This window comes from Dactylosporangium maewongense, from assembly GCF_039531485.1.
Classification (GTDB): Bacteria; Actinomycetota; Actinomycetes; order Mycobacteriales; family Micromonosporaceae; genus Dactylosporangium; species Dactylosporangium maewongense.
This window is the reverse complement of sequence record NZ_BAAAQD010000015.1, coordinates 36,331-50,085: the sequence shown is the minus strand read 5'-3', so window position 1 is coordinate 50,085 and position 13,755 is coordinate 36,331. Positions and strand designations below refer to the sequence as shown.

The window sequence follows — 13,755 nt, the reverse complement described above, 5'->3', positions numbered from 1 at the left end:
CAAGTTGTCACGTGGTCGCGGTGCCGGAAGGGCCGAATCCGGGCGAACCGCTTGACGGTGAAAATGAAAACCGATACCACTAACGTTGTGAAGACAGCGTTTGTGGGCAAGGGTGGCAGCGGCAAGACGACGCTGGCTGCGCTCTTCGCCCGGCACCTTGCCCAACAGCACGTCCCGCTCCTGGCGATCGACGCGGACATCAACCAGCACCTGGCCGTGGCGCTCGGCGCCGGACAGGACGAGGCCGCGCTGCTGCCGGCGCTCGGCGACCACCTCGACGAGATCAAGGAACACCTGCGCGGGGACAACCCGCGGATCGCCTCGGCCGCGGCGATGCTGAAGACCACGCCGCCCGGCGCGGGGTCGCGGCTGGTCGGCGTCGGCGACGGCAACCCGATCTACGACCGCCTCGTCCGGCCGGTCGGTGGCGTCCGGCTCGCGGTGACGGGCCCGTTCGCCGTCGACGACCTCGGCGTCGCGTGCTACCACTCGAAGGTCGGCGCGGTGGAGCTGCTGCTCAACCACATGCTCGACGGGCCGGGGGAGTACGCGGTGGTGGACATGACCGCCGGCGCCGACTCGTTCGCCTCCGGGCTGTTCACCCGCTTCGACCTGACGTTCCTGGTCTGCGAGCCGACCGTGCGCAGCGTCGGGGTTTACCGGCAGTACACCGGCTACGCCCGCGACCACGGGGTGCGCGTCGCCGTCGTGGGCAACAAGGTCGACGACGCCGACGACGTGGCGTTCCTGCGCGACGAGGTCGGCGACGACCTGCTGGGCTGGATCGGCCGGTCCGCGTTCGTGAAGGCCGCCGAACGCGGCCGGCACCTGCCGATCGGCGATCTGGAGGCGGGCAACGCCGAAGCCCTGCGCACCATGCGGGCCGCGCTGGACGGCTGCGGCAAGGACTGGCCCCGGTACGCCGCACAGGCCGCCGAGTTCCACACCCGCAACGCGACCGCCTGGGGCAACGCCCGCGCCGGCGCGGACCTGACCGCGCAGATCGACCCCGACTTTGTCCTGCAGCCGGCGACCGTCGCCGCGCACTGACCGAAGGAGCACACGATGTCACTCGACGTCCCCACCGCACTGCTGGAGCGGGCCGAGGCCGGCCCCGTCGACGATGCCGAGTTCGTCGCCTGCGTGCGCGACTCCCTGCCGTACGCGTGGACGGTCATCAGCGGCGTCGCCGGCGACCTGCACGCCACCGGCGTCGACTTCGCCGACCACGAGGTGCCGCCGCCGAGCGAGGCCGAACGTGGCCAGCTGCTGCGCGCCCTGGCCAGCGACGCGATCCGCGGCGGCCTGGAGCGGCACTTCGGGGTGAAGCTCGCGTTCCAGAACTGCCACCGGGTCGCCGCGTTCACCCCGGCGGCGGTCGGCGGCGAACGGTACCAGGCGTTCGTCTCCCCGCGCGGTCAGCTGCTCAACCAGTCACCGGAGCTTCGTGACTGCTGACCCGGGCACGGGCATCGGCCCGGCCGGCGGGGCGTTGCGTGTCGACGCGTTCCTGCTGGCCGGGCAGTTCCCCGGCGCCGGCCACGGCGACGCGCTGCGCGCCGCGGTCACCTATGCGCAGGCGGCCGAGCGGGCCGGCTTCGACGGCGTCTGGCTCGCCGAGCACCACTTCGTCACGTACGGCACCTGCCCGTCCGCCGTCGCGATGGCGGGGTTCGTCCTCGGCCGGACGCACCGGCTGCGGGTCGGCACCGCCGCGGCGAACCTGTCCAACCGGCACCCGGTCGCCTTGGCCGAGGAGGCCGCGCTGCTCGACGCCGTCTCCGGAGGCCGGTTCGATCTCGGCGTCGCCCGCGGCGGCCCATGGGTCGACCTCGAGGTCTTCGGCACCGGCCTGGACCGTTACAGCCCGGACGGCTTCGCCGAGGCCCTCGACGTCCTGCTCGCCACGCTCGGCGGCGCCGGTACCGTCCGCGGCGAAGGAGCACGGTTCGGCTTCCGTACCGTCCCCGTCGTACCGCGGCCGCCGCGTGCGCTGCCCGTCTGGGTCGCCGCGACCTCACCCTCCACTGTGGACCTCGCCGCCGGTCGCGGGCTGCCGCTGCTGCTCGGCGTGCACGACACCGACACCGGCAAGGCCGATTTGATCCTGCGTCACGCCCAGCCGGGCGCCGGACACGTCTCGGCGCATCTGGCGTACGTCGCGGACACCACCGCACAGGCCGAGGACGTCCTCCGCGACACGCTACCCACCTGGCTGGCCAGGGCGGGCGAACACGTCCGCATCGACGGCACCACCACGACCAGGAACCTCGCCGACTACGTCGAACACCTGCTGGCCATCCACCCGGTCGGGCCACCCGACCGGTGCGTGCGGCGGCTCGCCGGCACGCTCACCGGCACCGGCGTCCGGCGGGTGCTGCTCATGGTCGAGGCCGGCGGCACGCCGGAGCGGACGATCCGCAACATCGACCGGTTCGGCGCCGAGGTGCTCCCCGTGCTGCGCCGCCTGCCGGCCGCCGCTCAGCCTCCAGCCGGGCAACGATAGCCCGCACCACCGGCCCACATCACCGGCCGCACCGCCTGCCTGCGCCGGCGTGCGTTCCGCATGCGCACATTGCGATGCGACGGCTCGTTATTGAAAATGAAAACGAGTATCGTCTGGCTCGCTCGGGCGGCTGACTGCCCGACGGACGACTCGAATCCGAGGAGCAACCGATATGAAGCTGCGAACACTCGCAGTCGCCGCCGCGCTCACCGGCCTGGCGGCCGGGCTCGCCGCGTGCGGCGACGACGCGGGCACGACGGCCCAACCGGCGAACGCCGCCGGCGCCAAGCTGGCCGTGGTCGCGACCACCACCCAGGTCGCCGACTTCGCCCGCAACATCGGCGGCGACCGGGTCGCCGTCACGCAGCTCATCAAGCCCAACATCGACCCGCACGACTACGAGCCGACCCCGGCCGACCTCACCGCCATCAGCGCCGCGAAGGTGCTCGTCAAGAACGGCGTCGGACTGGAAGGCTGGCTCGACGCGACCATCAGCTCCGCCGGGTTCAAGGGGACCACGGTCGACGCCAGCGCCGGTGTGAAGATCCGCCAGGGCGAGGGCGACGAGGCCGAGCACGGCGACCCGCACATCTGGCACGACCCGCGCAACGCCAAGCTGATGGTGCAGACCATCGAGAAGGCGTTCAGCGCCGCGGCGCCGGCGGACGCCGCGACGTTCGCCGAGCACCTCGCCGACTACAGCGCCAAGCTGGACCAGCTGGACGCCGACATCGCCGCGAAGATCGGCAAGCTGCCCGCCGGCGACCGCAAGCTGGTCACCAACCACGACGCGTTCGGCTACTACATCGACCGGTACCAGCTGCAGTTCGTCGGCTCGATCATCCCAAGCTTCGACACCTCCGCCGAACTGTCCGCCAAGGACGTCGACGACATCGTCGCGAAGATCAAGCAGAGCGGCACGAAGGCCGTGTTCTCCGAGAGCTCGCTGCCGCCGAAGACCGCCGAGGCCATCGCCCGGCAGGCCGGCGTCAGGGTCGTCGCGGGCGAGGACGCGCTGTACGGCGACACCCTCGGCCCAGAAGGCTCCGCCGGCGACACCTACCTCAAGATGGAAGCCCACAACACCGACACCATCGTCAAGGCGCTCGGTGGCTGAGCCCGCGTCGGGACCGGCGACGCCGACGGCCCTCCCCGTCGGCGTCGCCCTGCGCATCGAGCACGCCACCGTCGCCTACGACGGCACCCCCGCCCTGCAGGACGTCGACGCGCAGGTGCTCCCCGGCGAGACCGTCGCGCTGATCGGCCCCAACGGCGCCGGCAAGTCCACCCTCATCAAGGCCGTCCTCGGCCTGGTACCGGTCACCGCCGGCACGATCACGGTCCTGGGGAAGCCGCCGGCCGCGGCCCGCCGCGACGTCGCGTACGTCCCGCAGGCCGACACGCTGGACCCCGAGTTCCCGATCTCCGTGGCGCAGGTCGTGCTCATGGGCCGCTACCGCCGGACCGGCTGGCTGCGCCGGCCCGGCCGCGCCGACCGGCGCATCGCCGCGGAGGCCCTCGCCCAGGTGGGCCTCGCCGACCGGGCAAAGGCCAGGTTCGGCACCCTGTCCGGCGGGCAGCGCCAGCGCGTGCTGCTCGCCCGGGCCATCGCCCAGCAGCCCCGGCTGCTGCTGCTCGACGAGCCGTTCAACGGCGTCGACGCGCTCAGCCAGGACGCGCTGCTCACGGCGATCGCGGTACTCAAACGCCGCGGCGCCGCCGTCGTCATCAGCACCCATGACCTGACCCTGGCCCACCTGGCCTGCGACGCCGCCTGCCTGCTCAACCGGCACATGTACGGGTTCGGGCCGGTCCACGACGTGATCACCCCAGCCCTGCTGCGCGCCACGTACGGCAGCCAGGCCCTGGAACTGCGCGGCGACCGCGTCATCGTCGCCCACCCGATCGCGAACCGCCATGCGTAGCGTCCTCGTCGAGCCGTTCACCACGCCGTTCATGGGCCGCGCCCTGGCCGAACTGCTGCTCCTGGCACTGCTCGCCGGCGTCGTCAGCACGTTCGTGCTGGTCCGGCGGCTCGGGTTCGTCGCCGACACCATGACCCACACCGTCTTCCCCGGCGTCGTCGTCGGGTTCCTCGCCGGCGGCGCCGGCGGCGTGTTCCCCGGCGCGCTCGTCGCCGCGGCGGTGACCGCGGTGCTGCTGACCCTGCTCACCCGGTCCCGGCGGGTCACCGACGACACCGCCCTCGCCGTCCTGCTCGCGGCGATGTTCGCCGTCGGGGTCATCCTCGTCTCCCGCCGCAGCTCGTACAGCGCCGACCTCACCGCCTTCCTGTTCGGCCGGCTGCTGGCCGTCACGCCCACCCAGCTCGCCCAGACCGCGGCCGTGACCGGGGTCGTCCTGCTCACGCTCGGCCTGCTGGCCAAGGAGCTTCGGCTGCGGGCGTTCGACCCGCAGACCGCGGCGGCCATGGGCTACCGCGTGTGGCTGCTGGATCTGCTGCTCAACCTGAGCGTCGCCCTCGTCGTCGTCGCGGCCGCCCAGTCCGTCGGCACCATCCTCGTCGTCGCGCTGCTCGTCGTCCCCGCCGCGACCGGCCGGCTGCTCTCCGTCCGCCTCGCGGTGATCGCTGCCGCCGGCGTCGTCGCGGCAGCCGCCGCCGGCTACGCCGGCCTCGTCGTCAGCTACCACGCATCCGTCACCTACGGGCTGCGCCTGGCCAGCGGCGCCACCGTCGTGCTCGCCCTCGTCGCGCTGTACCTGCTCGCGCTGCTCGTCCCGCCGCTGCGCCGGCTCGCCGGCCGCGTCACGCACCGCAGGAGGCACGCCGATGCCGTCGCTTGACGTGGCCCTCAACCAAGCCCTCAACCAAGCCCTCAACCAAGCCTTCAACCGCGCCCTCGTCGAGGCGGTCCTCATCGGCGCCGCCACCGGCCTGCTCGGCGTCCAGGTCGTGCTGCGGCGCCTGTCGTTCTTCACCATGGCGATGACCCACGCCACCTTCCCCGGCGTCGTCATCGCCGCGGTCGTCGGTGTCGACCTGTACCTCGGCGGCGCCACTGCCGGAGTCCTCGCCGCCCTTGCCGTCGTCGCGCTGTCCCGGCGGCGCGGGCACGACCCGAGCACCGCGACCGCCGTGGCGCTCGCCGCCGGGTTCGCGCTCGGCGTGGTGCTGCTGTCCGCGCAACGCGGGTTCACCAAGGACCTCACCGCGTACCTCGTCGGCTCGATCCTCACCGTGACCACCGAGGACCTGTACGTCGCCGCGGCGGTCACCGTCATCGTCGCCGCGGCGCTGGGCGCCGGCCACAAGGCGCTCACGTACACGGCGTTCGACCGTGCCGGTGCCCGGGCCGCCGGCTACCGCACCACCGCCATCGACCTGGGGCTCCTGCTGCTGATCTCGGCGGTGGTCGTCACCGCCGTGCCCGCCGTCGGCACCATCCTCACCCTCGCGCTCGTCGTCGCCCCGGCCGGCGCGGCCCGGCTCTGGACCGACCGGATCGCCACGATGACCGCCGTCGCCGTGAGCCTCGCCGTCGCCAGCACCATCGGCGGCCTGCTGCTGTCACGCAGCTGGGACGTCGCGGCCGGCGCGGCGATCAGCCTGGTCGCCGCCGGCTGTTTCGCCGCCTCGATGCTCGCCGGACCACGCCGCGGCCTGCTCGCCCGGTGGCTGCGCCGCCGCCACCGTGGACCGGACGAGGGCTTCCCCCCGGGCGGCGGGAGGGCGCGGATACTCATACCGTGATCGCGGCGGGAGCCGCCGCTCGCACGGCCTGGGAAGAGGACGCATGGGGACCACGGAGGACGCCGCGGAGCTGGACGAATACGCGCTGCCGGCGGTGGTGCAGACACCGGCCCGACGGCCGCCGCGCGGCGGTCCGGTGGCCCGGTGGCTGTTGCGGCACCGGGTGCAGCCGGTCGGGCCGGCGGCGGGGGAGGCGCACGCCGAGCAGCACGCCTGGTGGAAGGTGATGTGCCTGACCGGCGTCGACTACTTCTCCAGCCTCGCCTACGTGCCGGCCATCGCGGCGACCGCCGCCGGGGCGCTGTCGCCGCTCGCGACGCTGCTGATCGTGGCGCTGACCCTGTTCGGGATGCTGCCGATGTACCGGCGGGTCGCGAAGGAGAGCCCGCACGGCGCCGGGTCGGTGTCGATGCTGGAGCAGCTGCTGCCGTTCTGGCGCGGCAAGATCTTCGTGCTGGTCCTGCTCGGGTTCGTCGCCACCTCGTGGATCATCACGATCACGCTGTCCGCGGCCGACGCGAGCCTGCACGTGCTGGAGAACCCGCACGCGCCGGGCTTCCTGCACGGCCACGCGGTGGCGCTGACCGTGATCCTGCTACTGGTCCTGGGTGGGGTGTTCCTGCTCGGGTTCAGCGAGGCGGTCAGCGTCGCCATCCCGCTCGTCGCGGTGTTCCTGACCCTCAACGCGGTCATCGTCGTCGTCGGCGTGGTCGAGGTCGTCACCACGCCGGGCGCGTTCTCCACCTGGACGACCGCGTTGACCGCCGGCGGCACCGGCTTCACCGACCTGGCGCTGCCGGCCGTGCTGGCGTTCCCGCTGCTCGTGCTGGGCCTGTCCGGCTTCGAGACCGGCGTGAGCATGATGCCGCTCGTCGCCGCCGAGGGCGAGGACCCGCAGGAGCGACTGCGGGCGCGCATCCGCAACGCCCGCAAGCTGCTGACCGTGGCCGCCGCCATCATGAGCGTGTACCTGCTGGCCAGCAGCTTCGTCACCACCGTGCTCATCCCGCCGGCCGAGTTCGAGCCAGGCGGCCAGGCGAACGGCCGGGCCCTCGCCTGGCTGGCGCACGAGCAGCTCGGCGAGGTCTTCGGCAGCGTGTACGACCTCAGCACCGTGCTCATCCTGTGGTTCGCCGGCGCGTCGGCGATGGCGGGCCTGGTCAACATCGTGCCCCGGTACCTGCCCGGCTACGGCATGGCCCCGGAATGGGGCCGGGCGGTGCGCCCGGTGGTGCTCGTCTACACCGCGATCAGCGTCGCCATCACGATCGCGTTCGGCGCCGACGTCGACGCCCAGGCCGGCGCGTACGCCACCGGCATCCTCGCCATGATGGTCTCCGGCGCCTTCGCCGTCACCGTGTCCGCGTTCCGGCAGCGGCACAAGGCGGCCGGGTCCGGCTTCGGCCTGCTCACCGCCGTGCTGGCCTACGCCCTGGTGGAGAACATCCGCGACAAGCCCGACGGGCTCGCCATCTCGGGCATGTTCATCGCCGGCATCATCACCATCTCGCTGATCTCCCGGGTGTCACGCACGACGGAGCTGCGCGCGGACCGCATCGAGTTCGACGACACCGCCCGCCGGTTCGTCACCGAGACCATCGCCTACGACGGGCGGATCAACCTGATCGCCAACCGCCCCGGCACCGGCACGGCGGCCGAGTACGCGGAGAAGGAGCTCGAACAGCGCGGCGAGAACGCCGTCCCCGGCTCCGCCGATGTCATGTTCCTCGAGGTTACGGTCGTCGACCCGTCGAGCTTCAGCGACACCCTCACCGTCCGTGGCGCCGAGGTCGACGGGCATCGCGTCCTGCGCGCCGAGGCCCCGGCGGCACCGAACGCCATCGCCGCGATTCTGCTCGCCCTGCGCGACACCACCGGCGTCCGCCCGCACTGCTACTTCGCCTGGGCCGAGGGCAGCCCGCTGGTCCACATGGTCCGCTACTTCCTGCTCGGCCGCGGCGACACCGCCCCCGTCACGCGCGAGATCATCCGCGAGCAGGAACCCGACCCGCAGCGCCGCCCCGGCATCCACGTCGGCGCCTGACGCCCGACGGCGATGCCGGCGGCGCACCGGCGAGGGCGGCAGACGTATGCAGGCGGTCGAAGCTCATGGGGTGCCGTATCCGCCGCCGCCGGGTGTCTCGACGACCAGGACGTCGCCCGGCTGGACGTCGACGGAGCCGCAGCCGGCGAGGTGGACGACACTGCCGTCGGCGCGTTCCACCCGGTTGGTGCCGAGCGCGCCGGGTGAGCCGCCGGCCAGGCCGTACGGCGGCACGCGCCGGTGGCCCGACAGCGTGCTGACGGTCATCGGCTCGCGGAACCGGATGCGGCGCACCGCGCCGTCGCCGCCCCGCCACCGGCCGCCGCCGCCGCTGCCGTGCCGGACGGCGAACTCGTCCAGGAGCACCGGGAAGCGCCATTCGAGGACTTCGGGGTCGGTCAGCCGGGAGTTCGTCATGTGGGTCTGCACCACGGAGGCCCCGTCGAACCCGTCGCCGGCGCCTGAGCCGGAGGCGACGGTCTCGTAGTACTGGTGCCGCTCGTTGCCGAAGCTGACGTTGTTCATCGTCCCGGACCCTTCGGCCTGGACGCCGAGCGCGGCGTAGAGCGCGCCGACGATCGCCTGCGACGTCTCCACGTTTCCGGCGACCACGGCCGCGGGGTGCACGGGCGCGAGCATCGAACCGGCCGGCACCACGATGCGCAGCGGGCGCAGGCAGCCGTCGTTGAGCGGGATCTCGTCGGTCACCAGCGTCCGGAAGACGTACAGTACCGCCGCGGTGACGACCGACGAGGGCGCGTTGAAGTTCGTCGCCAGCTGTGGTGACGTGCCGCTGAAGTCGATCGTCGCGGCGCGGCCGGCGCGGTCCACCGTGATCCGGACCGCGATCGCCGCCCCCGAGTCCATCTCGTAGCGGTACCCGCCGTCGCTGAGGGCGTCGATGACGCGCCGTACCGCCTCCTCGGCGTTGTCCTGGACGTGCCGCATGTACGCCTGCACCACGTCGAGGCCGAAGTGGCCGATCATCCGTCCGACCTCTTCGACACCCTTGGCGTTCGCGGCGACCTGGGCGCGCAGGTCGGCGAGGTTGGTCGCCGGGTTCCGGGACGGGTACGGCGCCTCCGTGAGCAGCCGGAGCGTCTCCTCTTCGCGGAACCGGCCGTCCTCGACGAGCGGCCAGGTGTCGAAGAGCACGCCCTCCTCGTGGACGTCGCGGCTGTTCGCGGGCATGGAGCCGGGCGTGAGTCCGCCGATCTCCGCGTGGTGGCCCCGGGAGGCCACGTAGAACAGCACCCCGGACCGGTCGGCGCCGAAGACCTGAGTGCCGAAGACCTGGGCGCCGAAGACCGGGGTGACGACGGTGATGTCGGGCAGATGGGTGCCGCCGTGGTACGGGTCGTTGATCGCGTACACGTCGCCGGGCCGCATGCCGGCGCGGCGGCGACGGATGACCTCCTTGATGCTGGCGCTCATCGAGCCGAGGTGCACGGGGATGTGCGGCGCGTTGGCGATGAGACTGCCGTCCGGGTCGAACAGCGCGCACGAGAAGTCCAGCCGCTCCCGGATGTTCACCGACTGCGCGGTCGACTCCAGCCGGGCGCCCATCTGCTCGGCGATCGACATGAAGAGGTTGTTGAAGATCTCCAGCAGCACCGGGTCGACCTGGGTGGTCGCCTCGGAGGCCGGGTCGCTCGGCCGCATCCGTTCCAGCAGCAGGTGGCCGAACTTCGTCACCGCCGCCCGCCAGCCGCCGTCGACCACCGTGGTCGCGTCCGCCTCGGCCACGATGGCCGGACCGCCGACGGTGTCGCCGGGGCGCAGGCGTTCCCGCTCGTACAGCGGCACCTCCCGCCATGCTCCGCCGGTGTACAGGCGGGTCGTGCCGAGCGGCCGTGCGGCGGCGCGTCCGGGCGTGCCGGCGGGATCGTCCGGCCGGGAGAGGTCCGGGGGCTCGGTCAGCCCGACGGCCTCGACCGAGACCGCCTCGACGATCAGCGGCCGGTCCATGAGGTACGCGTACATGCGCCGGTATGCCGTCCGGAACGACGTCACCATCGTGTCCAGGTCGGTGAGCTCGACCGGCAGCGCGGTGTCGGTGCCCTCGAAGCGCAGGTGCGCGCGCCGGTGCACCCGGATCCGCCGGGCCGGCACGTCCTCGTCCAGCAGCTGCGAGCGGGCCGCCGCCTCCAGCGTGTCCGCGACGCCGGTCAGCTGCCGCATCGCCGCGGGCTCCAGGCGGCGCTCCACCGACTGTTCGCGCATCGCGGTGGTGTCGGCGAGACCGATGCCGAGCGCGGACAGCACACCCGCCATCGGCGGCACGAGCACGGCGCCGATCCCCAGCGAGTCGGCCACCGAGCACGCGTGTTGCCCGCCGGCACCGCCGAACGTCGTGAGCACGTATCCGGTGACGTCACGGCCCTGCTGCACCGAGATCCGTTTCACCGCGTTGGCCATGTTCGCGACCGCGATCTGCCGGTACCCCTCCGCGACCTGCTCCGGCGTGCGCTCGTCGCCGGTGCGCCCGGCGATGGCCGCGCTCAGCTCGGCGAACCCGCGTCGCACCACGCCGGCATCCAGCGGCTGGTCACCGTCGGGCCCGAAGACCTGGGGAAACGTCGAGGGCTGGATCCGGCCGAGCATCACGTTGGCGTCGGTGATGGTGAGCGGCCCGCCGTTGCGGTAGCAGGCCGGCCCGGGGTCGGCACCCGCGGAGTCCGGCCCGACGCGGTAGCGGGCGCCGTCGAAGTGCAGGACCGACCCGCCTCCCGCCGCGACGGTGTGAATGTCGATCATGGGGGCGCGCAGCCGTACCCCCGCGATCTGGGTGTGGAAGACCCGCTCGTACTGGCCGGCGTAGTGCGACACGTCCGTGGAGGTGCCGCCCATGTCGAAGCCGATCACCTTGTCGAAGCCGGCCAGCTGCGACATGCGCGCCATGCCGACGATGCCACCGGCCGGACCGGACAGGATCGCGTCCTTGCCGCGGAAGTGCCCCGCCTCGGCCAGGCCCCCGTTGGACTGCATGAACATCAGCCGTACGCCGCTCAGCTGCTCCGCCACAGCTTCGACGTACCGGCGCAGCACCGGCGACAGGTACGCGTCGACGACGGTGGTGTCGCCGCGCGGCACCAGCTTCATCAACGGGCTCACCTCGCTGGAGCACGAGACCTGGTCGAAGCCGACCCGCTCCGCCAGCCTCCCGATGTCCCGTTCGTGGGCCGGGTACAGGTGGCTGTGCAGGCAGACCACCGCGACAGCGTGGATGCCGCTGTCGTGCGCCCGCCGCAGGTCGTCGGCCAGCCGGTCGAGGTCCGGTGAGCGCAGCACGGTGCCGTCGGCCGACATCCGTTCGTCCACCTCGATCACGCGCTCGTACAGCACGTCCGGTGGCACGATCCGCCGGTCGAAGATGCGTGGCCGGTTCTGGTAGCCGATGCGCAGCGCGTCGCCGAAGCCCCCGGTGATGACCAGCGCGGTGCGTTCGCCCCTGCGCTCCAGCAGCGCGTTCGTGGCGACCGTGGTCCCCATCCGCACCGCCTCGATCCGGTCCACCGGTATCGGCACCGCGTCGGGGACACCGAGCAGCGCCCGGATTCCGGCGACCGCCGCGTCGGCGTAGCGTGCCGGGTTGTTCGACAGCAGCTTGCGTGTCACCAGCCGGCCGTCGTCCGGCCTCCTGGCGACGATGTCGGTGAACGTGCCGCCCCGGTCGATCCAGAACTGCCACCGTCGGCCTACCATCGCGGGCCCTCCTCTTCCGGTGCCGGTGACGCGTCGCCGCGGGGGCGCGGACGGGATACCGTTGGCGGAGTCTGCGGGGAGGCGAATTCCCGGTGGCACACCAGACGGTCGGCGTCTACAGCGAGACCGCGCCCGGCGAGCGGCGCGTGGCGGTCGTGCCTGCGGCCGTCCGTTCCATTCTCGACCTCGGGCTCGTGGTCGTCGTCGAAACCGGCGCCGGGTGTGCGGCCTGGTTTCCCGATGCCGACTACGCCCGGGCCGGGGCGACGCCGGTGCCCCGCGCCGAGGTGTTCGACACGGCCGACATCCTCATCGGTGTCCGGCCACCGAACGTCGCCGCGACCCACCGGTTCCGTGCCGGGCAGGCGCTCATCTGTCTCCTGCGACCGCTGTGCGTGCCGGATCTGGTCCGCCGGTGGGCCGAGCAGGGTCTCACCATCATCGCCGCCGACCTGATGCCGCCCACTCCCGGCCATGCGGGGCCGATGGACTTCCTCGGTGCGCAGGAGCGGGTCGCCGGCTACCAGGCGGCGCTGACCGCCGCTGACGTCTTCGGCCGCGGCCTCTCCGGACCCGCTCGCGGCGGCGCGGTCCGGCCCGCGCGGGTCCTCGTCATCGGCCGTGGACCCGCGGGTTACGAAGCCGCTGTCACCGTGCGCCGGTTGGGCGCGGAGGTCCACGTCTGCGAGGCCCGTCGACGCTCGTGCGCGGACATCACGGCGGGCGTCCGGGACAGCGACATCGTCATCGCCACGGCCGAGATTCCGGGCCGGCGGCCGCCGGTGCTCGTGTCCGCGCGAGACCTGCGGACCATGCGGCCGGGATCCGTCGTGCTCGACACCACGACCGACGGGTTCGGCCGCGTTGTCGAGCTCGCGGAGCCCGGCGCCGCACGGGTGGTGGATCCCGGTGTCACGGTCGTCGGCGACGACAACCTGGCGTCCAGGACACCCACCGGCGCGTCGAATGCCTATGCGACGGGCATCGCGGTCCTGCTCACGCATCTCGTCCACGACGGTCGGCTGTCGATCGACCTCGCCGATCCCGTCCAGGCCGAGCTGGTGGTGGCGCACCATCGGGACATCCTCAACGACGCGGTGTGGCGGCGGATCCTGGACGGGATCTCACTGGCGGGCCTGCCCTGATGCGTGCCGCGCCATGGAACCCGCGAGTTCGGCGCAGTGCGTGTAGTACCGGCAGGCCAATGCGGCGTCCAGCGCGGCGTCCACGTCGACCGGAGCCGGCTCGTGCAGCAGCAGGTGGTCGAGCCGTCGCCGCAGCCGGCCCACCTCGGCACCGGCCGCCTCGATCCGCGCCTCCGTGCCGGCCGGCGTCGCCCCGGTGCCGCCCGCCGTGGCCATCAGGTCGGCGCAGACCCGGCCCATGCGGCTGACGACGGCCCGCACCTCGGCCGGCATCGCCGGCCGCGACGGCCGCGACCCGGCGATCTCGGCCAGCCGCTTCGCCAGCCCTGCGACGCACTCCGCGTCGGCGTTCACCTGCGCGGCGGCGAGGATCGCCCGCACGGCGCCGGCCGGCGCCGCGTCCCTGGTCTCCTCGATCGCCAACGCCTGGTCGTCGACGGCCCGGCGCAGCGCGTACAACGCCTTCTCGGCACTCTGCAGCGCGTCCGCGGCGGAGGGGCCGGAGTCCGACAGCGCTTCGGTGACGTGCTCCACCGCGACCCGCGAGCGCTCGATCACCGCGGCCAGGTGACCGCCGAGCCCGCTCGTTTCCTGAGGATTCCACACGCTGGGCTCCCGCTGGATGGTCGCGACACCGGATCGT

11 protein-coding genes are annotated in these 13,755 nt (G+C 72.9%); 9 read left to right on the top strand and 2 right to left on the bottom strand.

Annotated features, from left to right (window positions below; genetic code table 11):
* Nucleotides 1-87: 87 nt before the first annotated feature.
* From ABD332_RS33680 to ABD332_RS33645, 8 genes are all read left to right on the top strand, one after another.
* Nucleotides 88-1,050 carry an ATP-binding protein gene (locus ABD332_RS33680; RefSeq protein ID WP_344506390.1) on the top strand — a complete coding sequence of 321 codons (963 nt, stop codon included), beginning with the start codon at nucleotides 88-90 and terminating at the stop codon, nucleotides 1,048-1,050.
* Nucleotides 1,051-1,065: 15 nt separating this feature from the next.
* A complete protein-coding gene (locus ABD332_RS33675) occupies nucleotides 1,066-1,458 on the top strand; it encodes an SCO5389 family protein (RefSeq protein ID WP_344506389.1) in 393 nt (130 codons plus the stop codon).
* Complete coding sequence (locus ABD332_RS33670) at nucleotides 1,448-2,506, top strand: LLM class flavin-dependent oxidoreductase (protein ID WP_344506388.1); 1,059 nt, start codon at nucleotides 1,448-1,450, stop codon at nucleotides 2,504-2,506. Before ABD332_RS33675 ends, ABD332_RS33670 begins: the two co-directional genes overlap by 11 nt.
* Nucleotides 2,507-2,678: 172 nt before the next feature.
* Nucleotides 2,679-3,623: a metal ABC transporter substrate-binding protein gene (locus ABD332_RS33665; RefSeq protein WP_344506387.1), complete on the top strand. Its 945-nt coding sequence runs from the start codon at nucleotides 2,679-2,681 to the stop codon at nucleotides 3,621-3,623.
* Nucleotides 3,616-4,431 carry a metal ABC transporter ATP-binding protein gene (locus ABD332_RS33660; RefSeq protein WP_344506386.1) on the top strand — a complete coding sequence of 272 codons (816 nt, stop codon included), beginning with the start codon at nucleotides 3,616-3,618 and terminating at the stop codon, nucleotides 4,429-4,431. Before ABD332_RS33665 ends, ABD332_RS33660 begins: the two co-directional genes overlap by 8 nt.
* The gene (locus tag ABD332_RS33655; RefSeq protein ID WP_344506385.1) at nucleotides 4,424-5,311 is read left to right on the top strand and encodes a metal ABC transporter permease; all 888 of its coding nucleotides are present in this window, start codon (nucleotides 4,424-4,426) and stop codon (nucleotides 5,309-5,311) included. Before ABD332_RS33660 ends, ABD332_RS33655 begins: the two co-directional genes overlap by 8 nt.
* Entirely contained in the window at nucleotides 5,298-6,218 is a 921-nt protein-coding gene (locus ABD332_RS33650) for a metal ABC transporter permease (protein WP_344506384.1), read from the top strand. Before ABD332_RS33655 ends, ABD332_RS33650 begins: the two co-directional genes overlap by 14 nt.
* A 43-nt stretch (nucleotides 6,219-6,261) precedes the next feature.
* Entirely contained in the window at nucleotides 6,262-8,262 is a 2,001-nt protein-coding gene (locus ABD332_RS33645; RefSeq protein WP_344506383.1) for an APC family permease, read from the top strand.
* A 63-nt stretch (nucleotides 8,263-8,325) separates the two neighbouring features.
* Here ABD332_RS33645 and ABD332_RS33640 read toward each other — a convergent pair whose 3' ends face one another.
* Nucleotides 8,326-11,967, bottom strand: coding sequence for a hydantoinase B/oxoprolinase family protein (locus ABD332_RS33640; protein WP_344506382.1), 3,642 nt, complete (start codon nucleotides 11,965-11,967; stop codon nucleotides 8,326-8,328).
* A gap of 92 nt (nucleotides 11,968-12,059) precedes the next feature.
* On the opposite strand from ABD332_RS33640, the gene ABD332_RS33635 reads away from it, so the two are divergent.
* Nucleotides 12,060-13,112, top strand: coding sequence for an NAD-binding protein (locus ABD332_RS33635; protein ID WP_344506381.1), 1,053 nt, complete (start codon nucleotides 12,060-12,062; stop codon nucleotides 13,110-13,112).
* On the opposite strand, the gene ABD332_RS33630 is transcribed toward ABD332_RS33635, so the two are convergent.
* Nucleotides 13,092-13,718 (bottom strand): phosphate signaling complex PhoU family protein, encoded by a 627-nt coding sequence (locus ABD332_RS33630; RefSeq protein WP_344506380.1) that lies wholly within the window; start codon nucleotides 13,716-13,718, stop codon nucleotides 13,092-13,094. The genes ABD332_RS33635 and ABD332_RS33630 overlap by 21 nt on opposite strands.
* Between the last annotated feature and the right edge of the window lie 37 nt (nucleotides 13,719-13,755).